A 25,685-nucleotide genomic window follows, 5' to 3' on the forward strand; every position below is an offset into this window, starting at 1 on the left:
TCGAACAGAGATGTCAGCCATATCTTTTCATGAAACAGCAAAGCTCAGCACCCAAGCATATGCCGCCCTGATGGCGAGATCAGAAGCGGACCTTTCGGTATTTATGGAAAAGGTTGTGCCGATCATCGAGGCCGTCAAGACCGAAGGCGACGCCGCTTTGGTGCGATTTGGGCAAGATTTTGATGGTGCGAAACCACTCACCAAAGAGACTTTGAAAGCGTCAGAGGCGGAATTTGATGCGGCATTCGAAGCGGTCGACAAAGACGTCATTGATGCCATTCGACATGGCATCATCAATATCAGGTGTTTCCATGAGGAACAAAAGCCGGAAGCCATGTGGTTCAAGGAAATTCAGCCCGGCGCCTTTGCCGGGGATCGCTACACCCCGATCCAATCCGTTGCTTTATACGTTCCCAGAGGGAAGGGGGCCTTTCCTTCTGTCACGATGATGACGGCTGTTCCGGCTGTGGTTGCCGAAGTGCCGAATGTCGCGATCTTTACGCCCCCTACGCCTGATGGATCTGTTGATGCCGCAACGCTGGTTGCCGCACGCATTGCAGGGGTTGAAACAGTCTATAAATGCGGGGGGGCTCAGGCCGTTGCCGCTGCGGCTTACGGCACGGAAACTGTAACGCCAGCGCTTAAGATCGTGGGACCCGGCAGCCCGTGGGTCGTTGCCGCAAAGCGTCAGTTGTCAGGCATTATTGATCCCGGCCTTCCCGCAGGCCCATCAGAGGCGATCATCTTTGCCGACGAAACCGTTGACGGTGGTCTGGCAGCGCTTGATCTGCTTATTGAAGCCGAACACGGCCTGGATAGCTCGGCTTATCTTGTGACCCATTCGCGCAAGGTGGCCGAAGACGCCATGGCGGCATTGCCCGCGCATTGGGCAAATATGGGCGCGCAACGCGTTGAATTTTCAAAGGCCGTTCTGACGGGGCCAACGGGCGGCATCATTCTGACGGGTTCCCTAGAAGACAGCTATAAATTCATCAATGACTACGCGCCGGAACATCTGGAACTGCTGTCAAAGGAACCGTTTGAACATTTGGGGCACATCACTGAAGCCTCCGAAATACTCATGGGGCCGCACACGCCGGTTTCCATCGGAAATTTTGCCCTTGGGCCGAATGCCGTGTTGCCAACCAGCCAGGGCGCGCGCACCTATGGCCCACTCTCGGTCCATGATTTTGTGAAATGCAGCTCGATTGGGTATGTCACCAAACCTGCTTATCCCGAAATGGCACGCAACGCGAAGATTCTGGCGGAGTATGAGGGCTTTGACGCCCATGCAAACGCGGTTTCCGACATCCGCAACAAATACCTTTGAGCCGATAGAAATGCGGGCCGTACGGCTTCACAAAACAGGCGATATTCGGTTTGAACATATCGATATGGTCGGTGAGCCGGGACCAAACGAGGTGCGGGTTTCGGTCTCCTTTGCGGGCATCTGCGGATCTGACATCCACAATTACAAAACCGGTCAGTGGATATCACGCGCACCGTCCATTGCGGGGCATGAATTCTCTGGTGTGGTCGAAAAGACAGGCCCGGGTGTGGAGAGCTGTCAGGTCGGTGATCACATCGTTGCGGACTCGCGATGTTATTGCAGTTCCTGTCCAAACTGCTTGGCCGGAGAACATCACCTTTGCAGGAACCTTGGTTTTGTGGGCGAAGCAATAGACGGCGGGTTTGCAGAATATGTCATTCTTCCGCAGACGCTTATCCAGAAATGTGGCCAGGATACGCGGTTGGACATCGCAGCTCTCGCAGAGCCTTTGGCCGTCGGCCTACACGCGTTGTCCAGGTTGCAACTGGATGCGGGCCAACCACTTTTGATCCTGGGCTGCGGTCCAATTGGCGCGTTGGCGGCAATCGCATGCGCCGTTACGTCTGACCGGCCCCTTTTGGTGAGTGATATGAACGCAGAGCGTCAAACACGTGTCGCCCGGTGTGCGAAGGCCCGGCCTGTCACACTGAATGAATTCGATCAGGTCGATAACCCGACGGGACAGGTGGTTCGCCATGTTCTGGATACAACAGGCAACCCCGGCGTGATTGCCGGGTTGATAAGCAAGTTGACCGGCAGCCAAATTTGTCTGGTGGGCATTGGCGCCGGAACGATAGAACTTGATCCCGTCGAACTTGTAGAGAAAGAAATTGCATTGCTGGGCGTACATGCCTTTAAGGATGAGCTTCCAAAAGCAGTGGACCTGTTAGCGGCACATCCAGATCAGTTTGGCGCGCTCATTGCTCCTTTTATCTCGCTTGAAGCGACGCCTGAACGTTACGCAGAACTTGCGAATGGCAAGGTATCAGGGATCAAAACCATGATCGAGATTGCGCGCGAAGCACGTTGAGCAAAAAACGTTCCGGACAGCGTATATCTGCTTTTCGGGACAGGATTGATCCCCACAAAGGAAGCCTATGAGACAGAGCCACACCATCGTCAACATTGATGACTTGCGCCTCCGCGCCAAGGCGAAGCTGCCTAAAATCTTCTTTGACTACATCGACGGTGGCGCATTTTCGGAAACGACGATGAGGCGCAACCGGTGCGGTTTTCAACGTTGGGAACTTGTGCAACATGTTTTGCGGACATCTGAAAACCCAAGTCTGAAATGCACCTATCTGGACCAGGATCAAACCCTCCCGTTCATGTTGGGACCGGTGGGTTTTCTTGGGCTTTATCGCGGCAACGGCGAGGTTCAGGCGGCACAGGCTGCAAAGAACAGGGGCATACCCCTGTGCCTGTCCACGTTTTCAATTTCTTCAATCGAGACCCTCAGGCGGGAGGTCGGCGGGCAGTTGCATTTCCAGCTATATATGGATCGCGACAAATCCTTCGTGGAGAAACTGCTTGATGCAGCTGTCAAGGCGGACACGGATGTTCTTTACCTTACCGTGGATACGTCGGTTACATCGGTTCGTGAGAAAGATGTGCGCAATGGTTTTCGCGCCGTGACGCGGTTGAATGCCCGGCTGCTGTTTTCCATGATGCAAAAGCCTGCGTGGTGTCTTGATATGCTGAAAACCGGAAGCTCAAATGTCGAGGCCGTTCGGGATTTTCCTGAATTCGGGACAGGGGCGCTGGAACAGGCTTCAAACCTGTCGGGAAGACTGGACCCTTCTCTTACCTGGGATGATGTCAAATGGTTGCGTCAAAAATGGAAGAAGAAACTTGTCATCAAAGGTATTCTTTGTGCCGATGATGCGAAGACGGCCCGGGACTGTGGGGTAGACGCAATTGTCATTTCAAACCATGGCGGCCGCCAACTGGACTTTGCCAGTTCGACCATAGCTCGGCTTCCATCGATCAGAGAGGCCGTAGGGCGTGAATTCTGCGTCATGATTGACGGTGGTTTCAGACGCGGGAGCGAGATCATCATCGCATTGGGCCTTGGGGCAAGTTGCGTCTTGTTGGGGCGTGCATATGCCTTTGGATTGTCGGCAGGCGGCCAGTCCGGTGTGGAAAAAGCGATCGACATTCTGGCTGATGAGATTGCCATCAGCCTCAAGCTGATGGGCCTGAATTCCGTTGCGGAACTTCAAGAAGCCGGCGCGGAATGCGTCAGGTCTGCCGGTAGCTGAGTGGCCATCAGCCGCTGGGCGTGAATGTCGCAACCAAGCGATGGTTTGCGCCCGCGTACCAAAGTTTCGCCCATGTCACATTGCCCAGATCATTTTGGGTTTTCCGTTCAACGGCCAGACAGGGTTCTCCGGGATTGATGCCCAACTGCGTCGCCACATCAGCCGGTGTTGTTTCTGCGCTGATCTGATGTTCGGCAGAGTTCCATGGAACCTTTTGCAAAAGCCACGCGCCCGGTGGTTCATCCTCGAACGAGGCATGTTCAATCTCTGGTACGGCATCAATGTTGATGATGCGTTCCTCATAGCAAAACGGAGCATCGCTGGCCAAGTGCAGGCATTCCACGGCCCGAACTTTTTTCGAGCCCGATTTATTCAACCGTTCCGCATCGCGGGAATTTGACGCCCGGACCACATCAAGCAGAAGCGTGTAGGTATAGGTCTTGCCCGCGTCTTCGACTTCCTTCTGGATGTTTGTAATCTCAAGTGCTGCTGACAAAGCCTGTGGTGATTTGACATATGTGCCGGATTTGCGTGTCCGCTCCAGAAACCCGGACCGGGCAAGCTGCGTCAGTGCTTTGTTCACCGTCATCCGCGAACAGCCGAATTCCTTGGCCATCGCCGTTTCAAAAGGGATGCGGTGCCCCGGAGGCCAGCGTCCGGACACGATGTTTTCTCTGACCTCATTCAGAATTCTGTCATGCAAAGACGGTGTCTCTTGCCGGGTTCCTTGAGAGGGGCTTTTGATTTTCACATCCATTTTGAAGTACTTACATGAAGCTGATTTCTGTCCTGGTTCTTTGAAGAACCTGTTGGAAACGCACAGATGATAGATCAGTTTTTCAGCCGTGACACAATCCCGGCGGCCGCCTGGAAGAATGGCGGTGGGATGACAAGAGAGGTTCTGAGATTGTCAGCGCATATGCCTTTCCGACGGTTCAGTATCGCGGATGCAGGCCGGGAAGCCGTTTTCCCGGTTCGAGGGGCTGGAGAGGATACTGACGGTACTCTGTATCGACCCGATGCTGGGGGTCGGATATCTCATTGATCAAATATTACCCAAGACGACAAATTTGATTTCATATCTGTCTTTCCGGCATTCTGACAATTAATCCATCAAATGCTTCTGTCACTTTGAGCTGGCATGTCAGGCGAGATTTCTGCGGATCAGGCTCGTGCGCGAAATCCAGCATGTCGATTTCCATATCATCTTTTGCCGGTAGCCGATCAACCCAAGCCTCGTCCACATAGACATGGCAGGTCGAGCAGGCACAGGCCCCGCCGCAATCGGCTTCGATGCCGGGTATCGCGTTGTCGCGCGCGCCCTCCATCACGGTTAGCCCAACTGCGACGTCGATCTCATGTTCCTGACCAGAATATTCGATATATTTGATTTTTGGCATGGTTTCACTCCAACGCTGAATCCTACAGAATTCCGGGCAGGTTCAGCCCGTTTTCGCGTGCACAATCTTTAGCAATGTCATAGCCGGCATCTGCGTGACGCATGACGCCGGTGGCGGGATCATTCCACAAGACCCGTTCAATCCGGCGGTCCGCATCCTCTGAGCCATCACAGCAGATGACCATGCCAGAGTGCTGGGAAAAGCCCATGCCAACGCCACCACCGTGATGGAGCGAAACCCATGTCGCACCGCTGGCGACGTTCAACATCGCGTTGAGCAGCGGCCAGTCTGATACAGCGTCAGAACCATCTTTCATGGCTTCCGTCTCACGGTTGGGCGAGGCAACCGAGCCACTGTCCAGATGGTCGCGCCCGATCACAATTGGCGCGCTCAACTCGCCATTGCGCACCATCTCGTTGAACGCCAGGCCCAGCTTGTGACGCACCCCCAGGCCAACCCAGCAAATTCGTGCGGGCATGCCCTGGAACGCGATGCGTTCGCGGGCCATGTCGAGCCAATTGTGCAAATGGGCGTCATCCGCCAATATCTCTTTGACCTTGGCGTCGGTCTTGTAGATGTCTTCGGGGTCGCCAGACAAAGCGCACCAGCGAAACGGCCCGATCCCACGGCAGAACAGCGGGCGGATATAGGCCGGGACAAACCCGGGGAATGCAAAGGCGTTTTCCAATCCCTCTTCGAGTGCGACCTGACGGATATTGTTGCCATAATCCAATGTCGGCACGTCTGCGTTCCAGAAATCGACCATCGCCGCGACATGGGTTTTCATCGACGCGCGCGCGGCTTTCTCAACCGCAGCGGGATCGCTTTCCTGCCTGGCGCGCCACTCGGCAACGCTCCAGCCCTGGGGAAGATAGCCGTGGATCGGATCATGGGCCGATGTCTGATCCGTAACGATATCTGGATGAATGCCGCGTTTGACCAGTTCGGGGAACACATCCGCCGCGTTCGCAATCAGCGCTACGGATTTTGCTTCGCCCGCTTTGGTCCACCGGTCGATCATCGACAGGGCTTCGTTCAGATCGCTTGTCTTTTCATCGACATATCGGGTGCGCAGACGAAAATCGGCGCGCGTCTCGTCGCATTCCACGGCCAGACAACAGGCGCCCGCCATGACGGCGGCCAGCGGTTGCGCGCCGCCCATACCGCCAAGACCACCTGTCAGGATCCATCGGCCCTTGAGGTTTCCATCATAGTGCTGGCGACCCGCCTCCATGAAGGTTTCATAGGTGCCCTGCACAATGCCTTGCGTGCCGATGTAAATCCATGACCCGGCGGTCATCTGGCCATACATGGCAAGGCCCTTTTTATCGAGCTCGTTGAAATGGTCCCAGGTCGCCCAATGGGGAACAAGATTGGAATTGGCGATGATCACACGCGGGGCGTCTTTGTGGGTCTGGAACACACCGACGGGTTTGCCCGATTGCACCAAAAGCGTTTGGGTCTCGTCGAGGTCTTTCAGACTGGCGATAATCTGGTCAAAATCTTCCCAGGTGCGCGCCGCGCGACCAATCCCCCCATAAACGACCAGGTCATGGGGGTTCTCGGCCACATCGGGATGCAGGTTGTTCATCAGCATCCGCATCGGGGCTTCGGTCATCCAGCTTTTGGCGGTGATCTCGGTCCCGGTGTCCGGAAATACGTCGCGGATGTTGTGGCGAGGATCGGTCATGTCAAATCTCCTGTCGGGATCACGGTAGCAATGCGGGTTAGAATGTCTGTGAGATGGCGGCGCAATTGGTTGGCTTTGGCGGTGTCATAGGCCCATGGCGCGCATTCTTCGGTCAGATAGGTGGACTGCGACAGTTCCATCTGGATGGCGTGAAACCCATCTTCCGGGCGGCCATAATACCGGGTGGTCCATCCGCCTTTGAAGCGGCCATTGGTGACGCTGGAATACCCCTGGGCGGCGGCACAGATCCGTTCCGTTACCTCTGCAATGCGGGCGTCACAGGTTGTGCCAAGATTTGTGCCGATGTTGAAATCGGGCAGCTGGCCTTCGAACAGGAACGGGATATGCCCGCGGATCGAATGGCAGTCATAGAGTATGGCATACCCATGCAGCGTTTTGATCCGGTCCATTTCGGCGTGTAAGGCGGCATGGTACGGTGCGTGATATTTCGCGCGACGCACCTCGATTTCAGATGCATCCGGTTCCTGGCCTTCGTGGTAAATCGGGTGCCCATCAAAATCTGTCACGGGGCACAGGCCGGTGGTGTTTTGACCGGGATACAGGCTCTGGCCACCCGGATCACGGTTGGCGTCAATCACATAGCGGTGCCAAGGTGTGCGGACTGAGGTCACACCGTCCAGCACCCCATCATACAGCTGGTGAATATGCCAATCTGTATCGGCCAGCGCCCGGCCCGTCTCATTCAGATCCTGCATGATCGCTTCAGGTACGTCAGTACCGGTATGTGGCAGGCCCAACACGATAGGGCCGTCGCCTCTTTGCACTTCAATCATAACGCAAATGCGGTCTTGCCCGCTGTGCTGATGACACCTGATTTGATCAGACCCGCCGCTACAGAAATATCCGGGGCAAGGTAGCGATCATTGCCAAGTGTTGCGATGTCCTGGCGCAGGCGGGCAACCACGGCCTGCAATGTTTCTGACGTTTTCAACGGGCCACGTGCCTCTACGCCCTGGGCGGCGCAGAGCAGTTCGATCCCAAGGATCACGCTGAGGTTTGCGTTCATCTTCGCCAATCGCAAAGCGCCATGCGCCGCCATCGACACATGGTCTTCCTGGTTGGCAGATGTCGGCGTGCTGTCGGTCACGCATGGGTTTGCCAGATGCTTGTTCTCGCTCATCAGGGCCGCGCTTGTGACTTCGGCGATCATGAAGCCAGAGTTCAGGCCAGGATCAGGTGTCAGAAAGGGAGGCAAATCAAAGCTGAGGGCTGGATCCACCATCAACGCAATCCGGCGCTGAGCGATGGCCCCGATTTCGGATACGGCAAGTGCGATCTGATCGGCGGCAAACCCGGTATATTCCGCGTGGAAATTGCCGCCCGAAACGATTTGACCGCTTTCAAGCAACACAAGCGGGTTATCGGTGACGGCGTTGGCCTCGATTTCCAGGGTTCTGGCCGCTGTGCGCAGGACATCAAGGGCCGCGCCCGACACCTGTGGCTGGCACCGGATGCAATAGGGGTCTTGTACGCGCGTGTCGCCTTCGCGGTGGCTTTCACGGATTTCCGAGCCATCCATGATTTGGCGCATGGCGGCCGCCATGTCGATCTGGCCCGCATGTCCGCGCAGGGTGTGAATTTCTGCCAGCAACGGCGCCGTGGACCCCATGATCGCGTCGGTCGAAAGTGCGGCCGTAACCGCGCAGGTTTCCACAAGGCGCTGTGCATCGAACAGCCCTGCCAAGGCGCAGGCCGTTGAAAACTGTGTTCCATTGATCAGGCCAAGCCCTTCTTTCGGGCCCAGAATGATTGGTATCAGCCCGGCTTGCGCCAACGCGCTTGCCGCCGACATCCGCACGCCATCAACGCGCGCCTCGCCCTCTCCGATCATTGCAGCCGCCATATGGGCCAGCGGTGCCAGATCACCTGAGGCCCCGACCGATCCCTGTTCGGGGATCACCGGAAGCACATTCTTTGCAAGCATCGCCTCGATCAGCGCGATCGTTTCCCATCGCACGCCAGAGGCCCCGCGACCAAGCGAGATCAGTTTGAGAACCATCATCAGCCGCACTTTGCTGTCATCCAAAGGCTCACCCACGCCGCAGCAATGGCTCAGGATCAGGTTCCGCTGCAGCGTTTCGGTGTCCTCGGGCGCGATCTTGACGCTGGCCAGTTTCCCAAACCCGGTATTGACGCCGTAAACCGCGACGTTTCCTGCTGCGGCTTTGGCGACAAGATCCGACGCCTGCGCGATCCTTGGGCGGGCGGATGCATCAAGCGATGCAGCCGTACCGTCGCGATAAATGCGGCAGAGCGTGTCTCGTGTGACATTGCCAGGGATAAGCGTGATCATGCGACACCTCCAAAATAGCGTTTGTGCAGGCTGTTGAAACCAATGCGATAGGAAAGTTCAGCCGGATGGCTGACGTTCCAGACGGCCAGATCGGCAGTTGCGCCCTGTTGAATGATGCCAAGCCCATCCTGGCCCAAGGCCTGTGCCGCGTGGCGCGTGGCACCGGCAAGCGCCTCTTGCGGGGTCATGCGGAATAACGTGCAGGCCATGTTCATCGCCAACAGCAGGGATGTCATCGGGCTGGAACCGGGGTTGCAATCCGTCGCGACGGCCATGGGCACGTTGTGGGTGCGCAGGGCGTCTATCGGGGGCGCTTGCGTTTCGCGCAGGGTATAAAACGCACCGGGCAGGATCACCGCCACCGTGCCCGATTTCGCAAGGGCGGCGCAGTCATCATTGTTGGCATATTCGATGTGATCGACCGACATCGCACCACGTGCGGCGGCCAATTGTGTGCCGCCAATATTGGAGAGCTGTTCCGCATGGAGCTTTAGCGGCAAGCCAAGCGCAGTTGCTGCGTCAAACACACGGGCAATCTGGGCCGTGTCAAAGGCGATCCCCTCGCAAAAGCCATCCACTGCATCGACCAGCCCTTCGGCATGGGCTTTGTGCAACGTCGGAATGCAAACCTCGTCAATGTAGGCATCAGGGCGGTTCTGATATTCCTTAGGCACCGCATGGGCACCCAGATAGGATGTCAGGATCCGCACGGGTCGTATGGAGGCCAGTTTCCGCGCGGCGCGCAGCATGTTCAACTCAGCCTCTTCATTCAGACCATAGCCCGATTTGATCTCAACCGTCGTGATACCTTCCGCGATCATCGCATCCAGACGGGGCAAGGCCTGCGCCACCAGGTTTTCAACGCTGGCTTGCCGTGTTGCCTTGACGGTCGACACGATGCCGCCACCAGCGCGCGCCACCTCTTCGTAACTTGCGCCATTCAGGCGCATCTCAAACTCCTGCGCGCGATCACCGCCAAATACCAAATGGGTGTGACAATCGATCAGCCCCGGCGTGACCAGCCGCCCGGCCAGATCTTCGCTTGGCAGATCGGCAAACTGGCCGGGCAAATCGGCCTCGGGACCGCACCATGCAATTTCCCCGTCCTGAATGGCAATCGCGCCATCGGACAAGAGCCCATAATCCGCCGTCATGGTTGCAATTGTCGTGTTTCGAAGAACGATTTGAGAGGTCATCTTAGCTGCATCACAATCAGGCTTGAGATAGCGGTCAAACATTGTTATTTATATTATGTCTATACAAAAGAGAGTGACATGCAAGAGATTTTTGCGCGCCGTGTTCTAACATCACGGGGTTTGGAAAAAGATGCCCTCGTGTCAGTTGAAAGCGGGACAATAGAAGCCATACGGGTTGGTGTTGCCCCGACTGCCGCCGCCCTGCGCGTGGACACATTGCTTCCTGCCCTTGCCAATCTGCACAGCCATAGCTTTCAGCGCGCGATGGCGGGAATGACCGAAATCCGCGCCGCCGGCCGTGACAGTTTCTGGACATGGCGGAGCTTGATGTACAAGTTTCTGGATCGTCTCGTGCCTGCGCAATTCGAGGCCATTGCCGCACTGACTTTCATGGAGATGCAAGAGGCAGGTTATGCTTCGGTGGGCGAATTTCACTACGTCCATAACCAGATTGGCGGCGCCGAATATGACACCCAAATCGAGCTGAGCGAGCGTGTTTTCAGCGCCGCGCAGACTACGGGGATTGGGCTGACACATCTGCCTGTGCTCTATTCCTATGGCGGCGCGGGCCAGCAACCGCTTGAAGGTGGTCAATTGCGGTTCAGAAATTCTGTTGATCGGTTTGCCAACCTGGTCAGCGATGCACGATGCGCCGCGAAATCCACAATGCCACCGGATACCGTCGTGGGCATTGCCCCCCATTCATTGCGCGCGACATCACCAGATGATCTGGCACATGTGTTAGAAATAGCGGACCAAAAACCGGTTCATATTCACATCGCCGAACAACCCAAAGAAGTTACAGACATCACCCAATGGCTGGGCGCCCGCCCGGTGGAATGGTTGCTTGAAAATGCGCCGGTTGATGAGCGCTGGTGCCTGATCCATGCGACACATATGACACCGGAAGAAACGCAGCAGATGGCGCGGTCTGGCGCTGTTGCTGGCCTTTGTCCGATCACCGAAGCCAATCTTGGCGACGGTCCTTTCAACGGGCCGGCCTATCTGAATGCAGGCGGTGCCTTTGGCATCGGGTCCGATTCAAATGTGCGTATTTCTTTGACAGAGGAACTGCGCACCCTGGAATATTCGCAACGGCTGCGCGATCTGAGCAGGAATATCATGATCACTGGCGAGGGGTCCGTTGGTGCATTCCTTTACACACAAGCGGCAATCGGCGGTGCGCAGGCGATTGGACGGGCGTCCGGAACACTTGCAGCGGGTCAGCTTGCCGATATGGTCGCCATCGACAGCACCACGCCTGCGCTTTGCGCACTGGACGATGCGCAATTGCTCGACGGGTTGGCATTCGCTGCAAATGATGACGTTGTTACAGATGTGTGGAGCGCAGGGCGTCATCAGGTGCGTGAAGGTCGCCACGTGCGCCGCGATGACATCATCGCCCGGTATCGCACCGCAATTGCCGAGTTAATCACCGACCTCTAACCGGCCTCCCGCAGGGAAACGGCAATGATCCGCGAACCGGCCTCGGGGGTGGCATATGAGTGGCAGTAGACAGGCCACCGATAGGCTCGAAAATCGTTTTATTGCTGAAAGTTGTCGTATTGCCCGACAAAAGTTGGGTTTCTCGCCAGACAAGCCGCGATTCATACCGGACAGTACACAAAATGTGGCGTCCGGCATAAGTTGGAATCTATAGCCTTTCGAGTTAACATTGAATCGCTTGTTCGCTGCCTCTCGACAGATACACCACGCTCAGCCAACAGTCGCGCAGCCATTTCCTCAAACGTGATCTCGCCCTTGGTCTCACCCTGCACACGCTACCCGGTCTGAATGAGGTGTCAGCTTGCCAATGCCCGGATTGCCCTGACGCTTAGTCTCAAGCGACCCTGTCTGACGTTTCAGCCTGACCATGTCATTGACGAATTTGACCGAAACATCGAACCGCGCCGCCGCTGAACGATGCCTGTTGCCAGCCTCGACATGCGCCACAACGCGCTGCCGAAGCTCCAATGGATGAGGTTTGCCCATAGCGACCGCCCTTGCTGAATTCTTCAAACAAGGAATCACGGCTCAATCCAAACGGGAATACCGAATCCGAGCAAACGAAAATCGCTGTAAACGACACGCGAAGTTGTAGGCTGAAATAAAGTCACCGAGATGCCGGGATTGAACAGCCAGGACGCCGCTGGGGTGGAAAACTCCAGTTTTCCATGGGGAATTCTGCAGAATTCCGCCTTGAACCTGCATCGCCCAAATTATGCTGTATAGCGAAGGTCTCCGCCCGACGGGCTGCCGGGCGGTAAAGGCTGTGTGCTTTGGTCTCGGCCCGAGGCCAAAGCTTTCTCAGCCGAGCGACCACCAGCCTTTGCGTTTGGGTTTCGGCGGGCCGTCATCGACCTCAACGGCCACCGATTCCGGGCTTGGTTCAGGGGCCGGGTCAGGTGCTGCCACTGCTGCGACAGTTTCAGCCACAGGCTCGGGCTCAGGGGCAGGCTCCGGCTCAGAGGTGGTGTCCTTGACGGCGGGTGCTGCATCTGTCCCTGTCTCGGGCGACGGCTCTGCACCCTCTTCCGAAGGCGCATCCGTGGCCTTTTTCCGGCCACGCCCCCCGCGTGAGCGGCGGCGTTTCGGTTTGGCCTCGTCTTCAGCGGGCGCCTCAGGGGCATCTGCGGTGGCCTCGGCCTCGGCGGATGTCTCTGCCTCTGCCGCTACGGTCTCGTCCGCTTCTGTTGGCGCATCGCCCTCTTCCGCATCCCCGTTCTGTGCGGCATCCTCACCGTTTGACCGGCGGCGGCCCCGACCGCCCCTGCGCCGACGACGCTTGCGCTTGGTGCCGTTCTCTTCCCCATCCGCAGGCCCTGTGGCCTCTGGCGTATTATCCCCGTCATCCCCTGCCGAGGCGGCCTCTTCGACCTGTTCCATCAAAGCGGCATCCATCGAGACAATCGGCGCCGCATCGGGCACCCGCCTTGTGGCTGTCTTGAATTTCTCGATCTTGTAATCGGGAACCACCAGATGCGAATCTGCCTCGATCCGCACCGACAGGCCATAGCGCGCCTCGATCTCGGCAAGGTATTCGCGTTTCACATTCATGATGAAGTTCACGATCCCCACCGGCGCGGTCAGCAACACCTCGCGCGACCGGCGCCGCGTGCCTTCCTCCTCCAGCTGGCGCAGGATCGACAGCGCCAGACTGTCATCGGACCGGACCAGCCCGGTGCCATGGCAGGCGGGGCATGGCTGGGTCGTCGCCTCAAGCATACCCGGACGCAGGCGCTGGCGGCTCATCTCCATCAGGCCGAAAGCCGAAATCCGGCCCACCTGAATCCGCGCCCGGTCGGTTTTCAGCTTGTCCTTGATCCGCTTTTCAACGGCGTTGTTGTTGCGCCGGTCATCCATGTCGATGAAGTCGATCACGATCAGACCGGCCAGATCGCGCAGGCGCAACTGGCGCGCCACCTCTTCTGCGGCCTCCAGATTGGTCTTGGTCGCGGTCTCCTCGATCGAGCCTTCCTTGGTGGCCCGGCCAGAGTTCACATCAATCGCCACCAGCGCCTCGGTCACGCCGATCACGATATAGCCGCCGGATTTCAGCTGCACGACCGGGTTGAACATATCGGCCAGGTAACCCTCGACCTTGTGACGCGCGAAAAGCGGCATCGGGTCGGTGTAATGTTTCACGTTCTTGGCATGGGACGGCATGATCATCTTCATGAAGTCCTTGGCCTGCCGATACCCGACATCGCCTTCGACCAGCACCTCGTCAATATCGCGATTATAAAGATCGCGGATCGACCGGTGGATCAGGTTGCCCTCTTCATAGATCGGCGCAGGCGCGGTGGATTTCAGGGTCAGCGCGCGCACCTGTTCCCATTGCCGTTGCAGATATTCATAGTCGCGTTTGATTTCGGCCTTGGTGCGTTTGGCCCCTGCCGTGCGCACAATCAGGCCCGCGCCCTGGGGCACATCCAGCCCAGTGGCGATTTCCTTCAGCTTCTTGCGGTCGGCGGCGACCGTGATCTTGCGCGAGATGCCACCGCCGCGTGCAGTATTCGGCATCAGCACACAATAGCGGCCCGCGATCGACAGATAGGTGGTCAGCGCCGCGCCCTTGTTGCCACGCTCTTCCTTGACGACCTGCACCAGCATGATCTGGCGGACCTTCACGACCTCCTGAATCTTGTATTTCCGGGGCCGGGGTTTGCGGACCGGCCGGATGTCTTCCTGGTCATCATCATCGGCGACCGTGTCGACATCATCCTCTTCCGCAGCATCCGCATCATCGCCGCTCTTCTCGGCATCTGTTGTTTCTTCCGTCTCAGCCTCGGTGGCTTTCTCGGCGGCTTTTGCCTTGGCGGACCGTCTAGACCGCGACCGGGGTTTGGGTGTTTCGGCTTCAGCCTCAGCAGCTTCAGTCTCGGCCTCTGCGGGCGTTTCCGCTGTGAGTTCTACCGGCGTTTCGGCAGCGTCTGCTGCGCTCTCAGGGGCAGTTTCGGGACCGGTTTCGGTTGCATCAGCGGAGGCAGCCGCGTCCTCCTCCTGACCCAGATCGACGACATCCATGCCAGACGGGGGTCTGGCCTCGCCGGTTGTCACCGCATCGTTCGATGTGGCCTCTGCCTTGGTCTCACTGCCCTTGCGACGGCGCCGGCTGCGCCGTTTCGGGCGCGGCTCATCCTCGGTCGCGGCCATCGCCTCGGCATATTCCCGTTCCTCGGCCAGCAACGCCTCGCGGTCTGCGGTCGGGATCTGGTAATAATCCGGGTGAATCTCCGAGAAGGCCAGAAAGCCGTGGCGATTGCCGCCATAATCCACAAAGGCGGCCTGAAGCGATGGCTCCACCCGGGTGATCTTTGCGAGATAGATATTTCCTGCCAGTTGCCGCTTGTTCAGCGACTCAAAGTCGAACTCCTCAACCCTGGTTCCATCTGCCACGACAACGCGGGTCTCTTCCGCGTGTGTGGCATCGATAAGCATCTTTTTTGCCATATTATCCTTGCGCATAGCGCCCTGCCCGCCCCTGGGGAGGCACGGCTGCCATGATGTCCTGAAATAGCGAGGAGGCGCGCGCAATCGGCCAGAGGACGGGTCGAAGCCGTACCTGTCTGTGCCGGGGTTTGTGGCGCGCGTGTCATCGCGGTTTGTCTCCGATGGTGCGTAAAACCGTCACCATCCGTTCATAAGCCCCGTCAAAAAAAGGGCAATCTCAATGGGCAAAACCCTGTATGGGCGAAAACCCTGTGACCCGACCTGTTGGCCCGCACGATCTTGCGGTGGACCAGAGGCCTGGAAAAACTGATTTGCCGGACCATCGTTGCGGTTGCCGGTCCGAGAGATATTAATGGAACACGGGGCGAAATGACAATGCCCATTCTCTTAACATATGGTTTTCGGTGGGGGCTTCAACGAAGTATGGGCCACAAGACGACCGGTTTCAGGACCAGCCCGGTGTCGCCGCGCAGGCTGATCATGCGCGCCCGCAAACCCATATCTGATTTCACCATGCGGGAGACACCCGCAGACAGATACAGCTTTTGTATTTGTACGGCATTGAAAGTCATCAACTTGCGATATGTCGCATCAGACAATTACAAAAGGCTCTATGGCGGTTTGCGTTTGATCTGTATCGAAAACCGCTGCCTTTCCCCTTCGGATCGAACGCGGTTTTCGATGGGGCTGCCTCATATAAAACGCAAACCGCTTTAGGGTCAGACCCCCTTAAATCCATACCGTCAGCGCCGATTTCACGACATATCAGTGGTTTGCGGCGCGCCGGCCATAGGTGTTCTACGGTCAAGCGGCGCACGCCGCTGAGATGATGTGAAATCGGCGCCCTTCGGGTTTGGCGGATGTCCCGCGTGAGCATCGTTGCAGACCTTTGAAATAGAACCACTATTCCGGCAGCCCTGCGCCTCGTCACGCGAAAAATCTGCCAAACTGACGGTATGGATTTAAGGGGGCCTGACCCTAAACATCGAAATCCAGGATCATCGGCCGGTGGTCAGACATCTCGGGCAAGGCGGGCAGATCAAACTCCGCAACGCGGACCTCCGGGGTGACCAGCAGGTAATCCGCAAAGCGCTGTGGTTTCGGGTAAAGGCTGGTGCGGGTATCGGTGAAACCGCGCGTGGTTACCAGATCGGTGAGGCCAAGAGCTGCAAATTCCGCAAAACTGGCGCTGTCCGGCAAAAGGTTGAAATCCCCGGCCAGAATCAGCGGCTCCCCCGGGGCAAGAAAAGCCCGCAACGCGGCACAGACCGCTTTGGCCTGGGCCGCGCGGGCGGGTGTGTCGCCCTTGCCCGAGGGGTCGCGCAGCCCGTGGAAATGGGCACAGACCACCTGCCCGCCGGTTTTCGGGTCGCAAATCCGCAGAATCTGCATGGTGCGGCTGACAGGTTCCGCCCCCCAGCCATCGGGGCGGAACCGGCCATGGATGAACCCCTGCCACTGTTCCGTCACCGCCAGATGGGGCGCGACCCAGACCGCCTGCCCATGTTCCGAGGCGACGTTTTGGCCGGCCTTGTCCTGCAAGCTGCCCCGTGTCGCGGGCGCGAAAGCGGATTGATGATCGGGCAGCAGGGCCGAGATATCGCCAAACAGATCGGCCCGCTGATCAAGCGCGCGATACGGGTCCACATAGCGCAGCCAATCGGGGCTGGGCACCGGCGCGCGGGTAACCTCCTGCAAACACAGGATATCCGGCGCCATGGCGGGCATCCAGGGTTTCAGGGCAGACCAGACCTGCCCGCCCCAGGCATTCAGACTGATAAAGCGCATGGACCCCGCAACACAGCCGATGTCAGAGATAATCTGACCGGCTCAACCCGTATTTCGCCATTTTCTCATTCAATGTCCGGCGCGGCAGGCACAACTCCTCCATAACGCTGGCAATCGACCCGCGATGGCGGCGCATGGTGTTGTCGATCAACATCCGCTCGAACGCCTCCACATATTCTTTCAGCGGCTTGCCCTCGCCCACGGCCTGCGGGCTGATCTCGGCATTATCGCTCATCAGCAGCGAGGCGATGGTACCCGACCCGCGCCGTTGCTGCAAAATCGCCCGTTCGGCGATGTTGATCAGCTGGCGCACATTTCCGGGCCAGGGCGCCTGCAGCAATTGCGCGGCCTCCTGCGCCGTCACTTCCGGCGCATCGGTGCCGTATTCTTCGGCAAACTGCTCCCCGAAGCGGTTGAACAGCGTCAGGATATCCTCGCCCCGCTGGCGCAGCGGCGGCAGGTCGATACGCATCGCCGCCAGACGATAGAACAGATCCGGGCGCAGCGCGGCCTCGCAGCCTTCGGGTTCCGGCGCATTGCAGATCGCCACAATCCGGGTTTCGGCCGGGGTGCCCTGATCATTGATCGCGGTCAAAAGACGGGCCTGCAGGGCCTGCGGCAAGGCTTCGATATCCTCCAGCACCAGACTGCCGCTGCGGGCCTGTTCCATCAGGGGCAGGTCCTGCCCCTCGCCCACCGGGCCGAACAGTATGGTCGCCAATGTCTCTTCATCATGGGCGGCACAGCTGAGCGAGACAAAGCTTTTGCCCGCCCGCGGGCCAACCGCATGCAACGCATGGGCCACCAGGGTCTTGCCCGTTCCGGTTTCCCCCAGGATCAGCACATGACCATCGGCCTGACCCAGATCAAGAATATCCTCGCGCAGCCGTTCCATCACCGGGGAAGAGCCGATCAGCTTGCGCATCAGAACCGTGCCATCGCTCAACTCCCGGCGCAGGGCCCGGTTGTCGAGTGTCAGGCGCCGGGTCTGGCTGGCCCGTTTGGCCAGTTCGGCCATCCGGTCCGGGTTGAACGGCTTTTCCAGAAAGTCATAGGCCCCGATCCGCATGGCTTCGACCGCCATGGGCACATCGCCATGACCGGTGATCATGATCACCGGCAGGCCGCTATCCATCCCCATCAGGCGTTTCAGAAACGCCATCCCGTCCATGCCGGGCATTTTGATATCGCTGACCACCACGCCCGGAAAATCCGGGCCGATCCCTTTCAGCGCATCCTCGGCGCTGGCAAAGGTCTCGGTGTCAAACCCGCTCAGCGCCAGCCATTGGCTGATCGACTGGCGCATGTCCTGTTCGTCATCGACAATCGCGATTTTCATCGGCTCGTGTCCTTTATGCTCACTCGGCGGCAGCGGTGGCAGACCGATCGAGTATCGGCAGGCGCATCTCGAACACGGCACCGCGTCTGGCGCCATTGCGTGCAGTCAATCGCCCCCCCAGATCATTGATGATCCCTGATGAGATCGCCAGACCCAGGCCCACCCCGTCACCGGGTTTCTTGGTCGTATAGAATGGCTCGAACAAAGCATCGAGATCGTCAATCCCCCTGCCATTGTCGCGCACGGTCAAAACCGCCTCTTCGCCGCCAGCCACGATCAGGTCCAGCTCGCGCCGGTCCTCGGCCTTCATAGCGTCCAGCGCATTGCGCAGCAAATTGATGATCACCTGCTCAAGCCGCAGCCGGTCTGCCAGCACCATCACCGGCTGGCGCGGCAGGTTCTGCGTGATCTCAACCGTCATCTGCCTGAGCTGCGGTTCCATCATCGTCAGCCCGCCTTTCAGCGCCTCCCGCAGATCGACCGGTTCAAATGCCTCTCCGCCCTTGCGCGCATAGCTTTTCAGCTGCCGGGTGATCGCGCCCATCCGCTCGATCAGGTCATCGATTCTCTGGAACGAACTCAACGCCTCTTCGGGCCTGCGGCGCTGCAAAAGCAGCTTGGCCCCGGCCAGATAGGTTTTCATCGCCGCCAGCGGCTGATTAAGCTCATGGCTGACCGCCGCCGACATCTCTCCCAGGGCGGCCAGTTTCTGGCTCTGCGCCAGGCTCTGTTCGGCCTCTTCCAGGGTCCGTTCGACCTTCTGACGCTCGGCGATTTCCCGCCCGAGCCTGTCATTCAACCGGCGAAGCTCTGCCGATTCGCGCTGAAACACGACGCTTTGCATCCGGGCCCGGCGGCTGAGCACATAAAACGCGCCGGCCAGCAACAGGGCGAATCCCATGATCTGAAGCGCCAGAACCCCGTTCACCCGCTCCCGGACCGAGGCATAGGCGGTGAAGGATGTCAGCCGCCAGCCGCGAAACGGAATACGGCTTTCCAGGCGGATCGTGGAATCGCCGAAGAAATACGGGGACGGATCGCCAAAGGCCCAGTCCCCCGTGGCCTCGATCGCACGCTGGATCGCCGAGGGCGGAGAGCGCAGCGCCAACGCATCCTCCTCTGTCCGCCCGCGCCAGCGCGGCTCGGTCGACAGCATGATCCGGCCCTCGGAATTGGCCACGAAAACGGCTTCGGTCGTGCCCCGCCAGCGGTCTTCCAGACGCGCCAGATTGACCTCGACCACCACCACGCCCAAGAGCCGGTTGTCATCCATCACCCGGCGCGAAAAGGTGAAATCAAACGCGCCGGTGGCCTGTTCGGTGCTGGTAAACACCGTGTCCGGGGCCCGCTGGGCCTGCACAAAATAGGGCTCAGCGTTCAGCAATTCCCCCAGCCGGTTGCGGTCGGTTGCCGCCACAATCCGACCCTCCCGGTTGAGCAGGAACATCGACGCCGCCGCGATCTCTTCACCGTAAGAGATCAACCGCTGCGAGGTTGTGGTGAAATCCCCCTGATCCAGCGCCCGGATCAATAACGGGTCCCGGCTCAACAACAGCGGCACCACGGAATTGCTTTGCAATTCCGACACGATGGAGCCGGAATAAAGCGCCAGTCGCAGCTCGGCCCGGTTGCGCGTGGTTTCCGTGAACCTCTGGGTCAGCCAGATATTCGACACCCAGATCACCGCAACCGCGCCCGCCAGCAACAGGATCATCAGCCCGCGCATCACCCATGTGCGTTTCAGGGACGATCCGCGCAGCGCCGGAAGGGTGGTGTTGGTCTTACTCATCCGGGGCAGATTACGCGATGCAGGGCAGCAGGCTCAAGCCATCTGGCTATGCCGCAACCAGTGCCTCGCTGAGAGAGGCGAAAAGCGCCGCCCCGTCGGTCCCGCCATGGGCCGGGTCCGCGCGCCGTTCAGGGTGCGGCATCATCCCCAGAACCCGCCGGTTTTCGGACAGGATACCGGCAATATCATCGGTGGACCCGTTCGGCGTCTGAAGATAGCGGAAGGCGATGCGATCCTCACCCTGCAACCGGGCCAGACTGTCGGCATCGACCTGATAATTGCCCTCATGATGGGCAATCGGAATATCAATCTCATCCAGGGGCTTATAGGCGTTTGTAAAGGCGCTGTCCGTGGTTTCCACCCGCAGGGTCAGCGTCTTGCAGATATATTTCACATCGGCATTTTGCAGCAAGGCCCCGGGCAGGAGCCGGGTCTCGGTCAGAATCTGGAACCCGTTGCACACCCCGAACACATAGCCGCCACGCCCTGCATGGGTTTTCAGGGCGCGCGAAATCGGGGAATGGGCCGCAATCGCCCCGCAACGCAGGTAATCGCCATAGGAAAACCCGCCCGGCACACCGACGATATCCAGCCCCTCGGGCAGGTCTGTATCCTTGTGCCAGACCATCTGCACATCAAATCCCGCAGCGCGAAACGCCACCGCCAGATCACGATCACAATTGGAGCCGGGGAAAACCAGAACCGCCGCACGCATCAGCCCATCTCCACCCGGTAGCTTTCGATCACCGTGTTGGCCAGCAGCTTTTCACACATCTCGGTCACCTCTGCCTCGCTGGTGCCATCCGCCAGATCCAGCTCGATCAGCTTGCCCTGACGCACAGCGGTCACCCCCTCAAAACCCAGGGCGCCCAACCCGTGGCGCACGGCCTCCCCCTGGGGGTCCAGAACACCCTGTTTCAGCATCACGGTCACGGTTGCGCGCATCACCCCTGCCCTTCTTCTTGTTCCAAATACGCATCTCTGCCCCGCGCCAAACGGCGCGGAACTCTCAATTGATCAGTGTCGGCTTGGTCACCGGCGCCGTGTTCGACGGCAAAACCCCCAGACGCCGCGCCACTTCCGTATAGGCATCAGCCAGATCGCCCAGATCCCGGCGGAACACATCCTTGTCCAGTTTCTGGCCGCTTTCGGTATCCCATAAGCGGCAACTGTCGGGGCTGATTTCATCGGCGATGATCAGACGCATGTAATCACCTTCCCAGACCCGCCCGATCTCGATCTTGAAATCCACCAATTTGATGCCCACCGCCAGCATCAGACCGGACAGGAAATCATTCACCCTGAGCGCAAGCGACACCATGTCATCCAGATCCTGCTGGCTGGCCCAGCCGAAGGCGATGGCATGTTCCTCGCTGACCAGCGGGTCGCCAAGGTCGTCATCCTTGTAATAAAACTCCACAATCGGGCGCGGCAGCGGCGTGCCTTCCTCAATCCCCAGACGCTGGGAGATCTGGCCTGCGGCCAGATTGCGCACCACAACCTCCAGCGGAATGATCTCAACCGCGCGGATCAGTTGTTCGCGCATATTGATGCGGCGGATGAAATGGGTCGGCACCCCGATGCTGTTCAGCCCGGTCATGAAAAATTCCGACAGCCGGTTGTTCAACACCCCCTTGCCGTCAATCACATCGCGTTTTTCAGCGTTGAAGGCGGTGGCGTCATCTTTGAAATATTGCACCAATGTGCCGGGTTCAGGCCCCTCATAGAGGATTTTGGCCTTGCCTTCATAGACCAGTTTGCGCCGTGCCATGATGTCTCCGTGAACGGTATGCAGAACATGCCCCACGTTCTGCCGATACAGCCGCGCTATAGGACATCGGGCGCTCTGTCGCAAGGCAGATGGCCATATCCGCTTGCGGCATTGTCCCCACCCGGCATAATGAGGGGCGACCGGCATTTCTGTGAACGGAGAACAGACCATGACCACCTTCGATGACCGCGAACACGCGTTCGAGGCCAAATTCGCCCATGACGCCGAAATGACGTTCAAAGCCGAGGCGCGGTGCAACAAGCTGATGGGGCTGTGGGTGGCCGATATTCTGGGCAAGACCGGGGATGACGCTGCTGCCTATGCTGCCGAGGTGGTGAAATCCGATTTCGAGGAAGCCGGGCATGAGGATGTCATGCGCAAGGTTCTGGCCGATCTGGGGGATAGGCTGCCAGAGGCAGAGACACGCGCCAAATATGCCGAGCTGATGGCCGTGGCCAAAGGCCAGCTGCTGGACGAGGCCTGAACCACCCGGGGACAGTCTGACCATGCGTCCGGTTTCATACCGGCGGCCTGCATGATCGCCTGTAAGGCGGCACCAGCAATCTGCCGGGCTTTGTCACGAAGCCGCAAGCCCCGCGCGGGCGCGCCGCGCAATTCACCTCATAACGATTATGCGCAGATTGCAGTTGCACCAGAGGGTCCGAAGCGCCATGTCGGCCTGACGTGCAAGTGCGAAAGACCTGACCCCTATGACCAATGCCCTCTTGAGACTTCTGGAAACCCGGGACTGGCTTTTGGCCGACGGGGCCACGGGAACCACATTGTTCAATATGGGGCTGCAATCGGGCGATGCGCCCGAGCTTTGGAATGTCGATCACCCGGACCGGATCACAACGCTGTATTCCGGCGCGGTGGAGGCAGGCAGCGATCTGTTTCTGACCAATTCCTTCGGTGGCACCCGGGCGCGGCTGAAACTGCATGACGCCCAGGACCGCGCGTTTGAGCTGAACAAGGCCGCAGCCGGGATCGGGCGGGAGGTGGCCGACAGGGCAGATCATCCGGTGATCGTGGCCGGCTCCATGGGTCCGACAGGGGAGATCATGGCCCCCATGGGCGCGCTGACCCATGACAGCGCGGTGGAGATGTTCCACGAACAGGCCGAAGGTCTGAAAGCCGGGGGGGCCGATGTGCTCTGGGTCGAGACGATCAGCGCCCCGGAAGAATACAAGGCCGCAGCCGAAGCGGCCAAAATGGCCGATATGCCCTGGTGCGGCACGATGAGCTTTGACACCGCCGGGCGCACCATGATGGGGCTGACATCCGCCGCCATGGCCGACATGGTGGACCGGCTGGACCATACACCGCTGGCCTATGGGGCCAATTGCGGGGTGGGTGCCTCTGATCTCCTGCGCACGGTTCTGGGCTTTCGCGCCTCGGGCAGTGAACGGCCGGTGATCGCCAAGGGCAATGCGGGCATTCCGAAATATGTCGATGGCCATATCCATTACGATGGCACACCCGAGCTGATGGCCCGCTATGCGGTTCTGGCCCGCGATTGCGGCGCCACGATCATCGGCGGCTGCTGCGGCACCCAGCCGGAACATCTGCGCAAGATGCGGGAGGCCCTTGAGATAACGCCGAAATCCGCGGCCCCGGGGTTGGAGCAGATCACCGCCGAACTGGGGGGCTTTTCGTCCGAAAGCGACGGCACCGATGGGGCGGGACCAACCCGCGCCCGGGCCAGCCGCCGCCGGTCGCGCAGATGACACAGATATCGGGCGACACGGCACCGGGCCCGGAACAGGGCCGGTTTCCGCGCGGAAAACGCGCGTTTTCCGGCACGGAATTCCCGGGAATTCCGACAGCATCCGTCGGGCCTTCGCATTTAAAACAGACACAATTGATCGCCGGGGCGCGGCGGCACGCGGAACAGATCGGTCCTGAGCGGGGGCAGCCGGTGATCCAGCCCCAGATCGCGCAGCGCGCGCTTGAACCGGGTCTGGATCAGCGCCGCATAGACCCCCTCCCCCCTCATGCGTTTGCCCCAGCTGCTGTCATAATCCCGCCCGCCATGCATCTCGCGGATTTTGCCCATCACACGGGTGACACGCGCCGGATAATGCTCTTCCAGCCAGGCCCGCCACAAGGGCGACACCTCGCGCGGCAGGCGCAGGGGAATGCAGCTTGCCGCAACCGCGCCTGCATCGCGGGCGGCTGTCAATATCGCCTCGATCTCGGGGTCGGTCAGCCCCGGCACGATGGGCGAAACCATGACCCGCACAGAGCAGCCCGCGCGCGTCAGCCGTTCAATCGCCCGCAACCGGCGGGCGGGCGATGGCACGCGCGGTTCCATCTTCCGGGCCAGATCCGCATCCAGCGTGGTCACCGAAATGCAGACCCGTGCCAGCCCCGCCTGCGCCATCGGGCCCAGAATATCCGCGTCCCGTTCCACCAGCACACCCTTGGTGGTCACCCCCACCGGATGCTGAAACCTCTGCAACACCTCCAACACGTCGCGCATGATCCGGCGATCCCGTTCAATCGGCTGATAGGGGTCGGTATTGGTGCCGATGGCCATCACCTGCGGCCGGTAACGCGGATTGCGCAATTCCGCCTCAAGCCGGGGGGCGGCATTGGGTTTTGCGGTCAGCCGGGTCTCGAAATCCAGACCCGGGGACAGACCCAGATAGGCGTGGCTGGGCCGCGCAAAACAATAGATGCACCCATGTTCACAGCCCCGATACGGGTTGATCGAATGGTCAAAGGGGATATCCGGGCTGGTGTTGCGGGTGATGATGGTTTTCGCCATCTCGTCGCGGATTTCGGTGCGCAGGGGCGGCAACGCGTCTTCCGCCTCCCATCCATCGGAAAATCCAACCCTTTCAAACCGCTCGAACCGGCCGGTTTCATTGCTGGCCGCCCCCCGGCCTTTGCGGCGTTCAGGCGGAAAGGTTGCATCGGTTTCCATCATGCGAAACTAGAACATAACAGGAACATTTGCAAGCAGAGGTCGGTTGCGACGCGCCCTCTGTCGCAATCCAGCGCGTCAATATGCGCCCGGTCTCTAGCTAATGGACCAAATGTGCACAGAACACCCATAAGAGGGAAAGTTTAATCATGTCCGACGAAGACGATGACATCATCCTGGCGGATCTGGACGATGATGAGCTTGTCCAGCAGATGTTTGACGATCTCTATGACGGTCTGAAGGAAGAGATCGAGGAGGGGGTGAACATCCTTCTCAGCCGGGACTGGGCGCCCTATCGTATCCTGACCGAGGCGCTGGTGGGCGGCATGACCATTGTCGGCAACGATTTCCGCGACGGTATCCTGTTCGTGCCCGAGGTTCTGCTGGCCGCCAATGCGATGAAAGGCGGCATGGCGATCCTGAAACCGCTGCTGATCGAGACCGGCGCACCCCGTGTGGGCAAGATGGTGATCGGCACGGTCAAGGGTGACATCCATGACATCGGCAAAAACCTGGTCTCGATGATGATGGAAGGTGCCGGGTTCGAGGTGGTCGATCTGGGTATCAACAATGCGGTCGAAAGCTATCTTGAGGCGCTGGAAACGGAACAGCCCGACATTCTGGGCATGTCCGCCCTGCTGACCACCACCATGCCCTATATGAAAGTCGTGATCGACACCCTGGCCGAAAAGGGCCTGCGTGAGGAATATATCGTTCTGGTGGGCGGCGCGCCGCTGAACGAGGAATTCGGCAAAGCCATCGGCGCCGACGCCTATTGCCGGGATGCCGCCGTTGCGGTGGAAACCGCCAAGGAATGGATCGCGCGCAAACATAACCAGATGGCCGCAAGCGCCTGATCATCCAAGGATTGAAGCTTTTTGCAAAAGGCGCTCCGACGGGGCGCCTTTTGCGTTGACAGATATGT

Annotated in this window: 22 protein-coding genes; 7 read left to right on the top strand and 15 right to left on the bottom strand. The window is 59.2% G+C overall.

Going from position 1 to position 25,685, the window contains the following annotated elements:
* Positions 1 to 10 precede the first annotated feature (10 nt).
* From hisD to E2K80_RS12500, 3 genes are all read left to right on the top strand, one after another.
* Complete coding sequence (gene hisD, locus E2K80_RS12490) at positions 11 to 1,330, top strand: histidinol dehydrogenase (protein ID WP_135375298.1); 1,320 nt, start codon at positions 11 to 13, stop codon at positions 1,328 to 1,330.
* The gene (locus tag E2K80_RS12495; protein WP_168193183.1) at positions 1,290 to 2,360 is read left to right on the top strand and encodes a zinc-dependent alcohol dehydrogenase; all 1,071 of its coding nucleotides are present in this window, start codon (positions 1,290 to 1,292) and stop codon (positions 2,358 to 2,360) included. The genes hisD and E2K80_RS12495 overlap by 41 nt, the downstream gene beginning before the upstream one ends.
* Positions 2,361 to 2,427: 67 nt before the next feature.
* The gene (locus E2K80_RS12500; RefSeq protein ID WP_135375300.1) at positions 2,428 to 3,591 is read left to right on the top strand and encodes an alpha-hydroxy acid oxidase; all 1,164 of its coding nucleotides are present in this window, start codon (positions 2,428 to 2,430) and stop codon (positions 3,589 to 3,591) included.
* A 7-nt stretch (positions 3,592 to 3,598) separates the two neighbouring features.
* On the opposite strand, the gene E2K80_RS12505 is transcribed toward E2K80_RS12500, so the two are convergent.
* From E2K80_RS12505 to hutI, 6 genes are all read right to left on the bottom strand, one after another.
* Positions 3,599 to 4,348: a UTRA domain-containing protein gene (locus E2K80_RS12505; protein ID WP_135375301.1), complete on the bottom strand. Its 750-nt coding sequence runs from the start codon at positions 4,346 to 4,348 to the stop codon at positions 3,599 to 3,601.
* Positions 4,349 to 4,667: 319 nt separating this feature from the next.
* Positions 4,668 to 4,991, bottom strand: coding sequence for a 2Fe-2S iron-sulfur cluster-binding protein (locus E2K80_RS12510; protein WP_135375302.1), 324 nt, complete (start codon positions 4,989 to 4,991; stop codon positions 4,668 to 4,670).
* A 22-nt stretch (positions 4,992 to 5,013) separates the two neighbouring features.
* The gene (hutU, locus tag E2K80_RS12515) at positions 5,014 to 6,681 is read right to left on the bottom strand and encodes a urocanate hydratase (RefSeq protein WP_135375303.1); all 1,668 of its coding nucleotides are present in this window, start codon (positions 6,679 to 6,681) and stop codon (positions 5,014 to 5,016) included.
* On the bottom strand, positions 6,678 to 7,475 hold the full coding sequence (gene hutG, locus E2K80_RS12520) for an N-formylglutamate deformylase (protein ID WP_135375304.1): 798 nt from the start codon (positions 7,473 to 7,475) through the stop codon (positions 6,678 to 6,680). Before hutG ends, hutU begins: the two co-directional genes overlap by 4 nt.
* A complete protein-coding gene (hutH, locus tag E2K80_RS12525) occupies positions 7,472 to 8,995 on the bottom strand; it encodes a histidine ammonia-lyase (protein ID WP_135375305.1) in 1,524 nt (507 codons plus the stop codon). Before hutH ends, hutG begins: the two co-directional genes overlap by 4 nt.
* Complete coding sequence (gene hutI / locus E2K80_RS12530) at positions 8,992 to 10,179, bottom strand: imidazolonepropionase (protein WP_443216555.1); 1,188 nt, start codon at positions 10,177 to 10,179, stop codon at positions 8,992 to 8,994. Before hutI ends, hutH begins: the two co-directional genes overlap by 4 nt.
* Before the next feature lie 90 nt (positions 10,180 to 10,269).
* Here hutI and E2K80_RS12535 point away from each other — a divergent pair, with 90 nt between their 5' ends.
* Positions 10,270 to 11,637, top strand: a complete 1,368-nt coding sequence (locus tag E2K80_RS12535) for a formimidoylglutamate deiminase (RefSeq protein ID WP_135375307.1) — start codon at positions 10,270 to 10,272, stop codon at positions 11,635 to 11,637.
* A 321-nt stretch (positions 11,638 to 11,958) separates the two neighbouring features.
* On the opposite strand, the gene E2K80_RS12540 is transcribed toward E2K80_RS12535, so the two are convergent.
* From E2K80_RS12540 to purC, 8 genes are all read right to left on the bottom strand, one after another.
* Positions 11,959 to 12,183, bottom strand: coding sequence for a hypothetical protein (locus E2K80_RS12540; protein WP_135375308.1), 225 nt, complete (start codon positions 12,181 to 12,183; stop codon positions 11,959 to 11,961).
* A 315-nt stretch (positions 12,184 to 12,498) separates the two neighbouring features.
* Positions 12,499 to 15,144: a ribonuclease E/G gene (locus E2K80_RS12545; RefSeq protein ID WP_135375309.1), complete on the bottom strand. Its 2,646-nt coding sequence runs from the start codon at positions 15,142 to 15,144 to the stop codon at positions 12,499 to 12,501.
* 978 nt (positions 15,145 to 16,122) lie between these two features.
* Positions 16,123 to 16,932, bottom strand: a complete 810-nt coding sequence (locus tag E2K80_RS12550) for an endonuclease/exonuclease/phosphatase family protein (RefSeq protein WP_135375310.1) — start codon at positions 16,930 to 16,932, stop codon at positions 16,123 to 16,125.
* Between the two features lie 22 nt (positions 16,933 to 16,954).
* Positions 16,955 to 18,271, bottom strand: coding sequence for a sigma-54-dependent transcriptional regulator (locus E2K80_RS12555; protein WP_135375311.1), 1,317 nt, complete (start codon positions 18,269 to 18,271; stop codon positions 16,955 to 16,957).
* Between the two features lie 19 nt (positions 18,272 to 18,290).
* Positions 18,291 to 19,997: a sensor histidine kinase gene (locus tag E2K80_RS12560; RefSeq protein ID WP_135376613.1), complete on the bottom strand. Its 1,707-nt coding sequence runs from the start codon at positions 19,995 to 19,997 to the stop codon at positions 18,291 to 18,293.
* A gap of 109 nt (positions 19,998 to 20,106) precedes the next feature.
* On the bottom strand, positions 20,107 to 20,775 hold the full coding sequence (purQ, locus tag E2K80_RS12565) for a phosphoribosylformylglycinamidine synthase subunit PurQ (protein WP_135375312.1): 669 nt from the start codon (positions 20,773 to 20,775) through the stop codon (positions 20,107 to 20,109).
* On the bottom strand, positions 20,775 to 21,005 hold the full coding sequence (purS, locus tag E2K80_RS12570) for a phosphoribosylformylglycinamidine synthase subunit PurS (RefSeq protein ID WP_135375313.1): 231 nt from the start codon (positions 21,003 to 21,005) through the stop codon (positions 20,775 to 20,777). The genes purQ and purS overlap by 1 nt, the downstream gene beginning before the upstream one ends.
* Positions 21,006 to 21,069: 64 nt before the next feature.
* Positions 21,070 to 21,831: a phosphoribosylaminoimidazolesuccinocarboxamide synthase gene (gene purC, locus E2K80_RS12575; RefSeq protein WP_135375314.1), complete on the bottom strand. Its 762-nt coding sequence runs from the start codon at positions 21,829 to 21,831 to the stop codon at positions 21,070 to 21,072.
* A 169-nt stretch (positions 21,832 to 22,000) separates the two neighbouring features.
* Here purC and E2K80_RS12580 point away from each other — a divergent pair, with 169 nt between their 5' ends.
* Both E2K80_RS12580 and bmt read left to right on the top strand, forming a co-directional pair.
* Positions 22,001 to 22,315 (top strand): DUF1476 domain-containing protein, encoded by a 315-nt coding sequence (locus tag E2K80_RS12580; RefSeq protein ID WP_135375315.1) that lies wholly within the window; start codon positions 22,001 to 22,003, stop codon positions 22,313 to 22,315.
* Between the two features lie 226 nt (positions 22,316 to 22,541).
* On the top strand, positions 22,542 to 23,558 hold the full coding sequence (gene bmt / locus E2K80_RS12585) for a betaine--homocysteine S-methyltransferase (RefSeq protein WP_135375316.1): 1,017 nt from the start codon (positions 22,542 to 22,544) through the stop codon (positions 23,556 to 23,558).
* A 119-nt stretch (positions 23,559 to 23,677) separates the two neighbouring features.
* Here the strand turns inward: bmt and E2K80_RS12590 are convergent, their stop codons facing one another.
* On the bottom strand, positions 23,678 to 24,763 hold the full coding sequence (locus tag E2K80_RS12590) for a PA0069 family radical SAM protein (protein WP_443216530.1): 1,086 nt from the start codon (positions 24,761 to 24,763) through the stop codon (positions 23,678 to 23,680).
* Between the two features lie 146 nt (positions 24,764 to 24,909).
* Here E2K80_RS12590 and E2K80_RS12595 point away from each other — a divergent pair, with 146 nt between their 5' ends.
* Complete coding sequence (locus E2K80_RS12595; protein WP_135375318.1) at positions 24,910 to 25,617, top strand: corrinoid protein; 708 nt, start codon at positions 24,910 to 24,912, stop codon at positions 25,615 to 25,617.
* Positions 25,618 to 25,685: the final 68 nt, after the last annotated feature.

It is taken from the genome of Rhodophyticola sp. CCM32 (genome assembly GCF_004751985.1).
GTDB lineage: Bacteria > Pseudomonadota > Alphaproteobacteria > Rhodobacterales > Rhodobacteraceae > Rhodophyticola.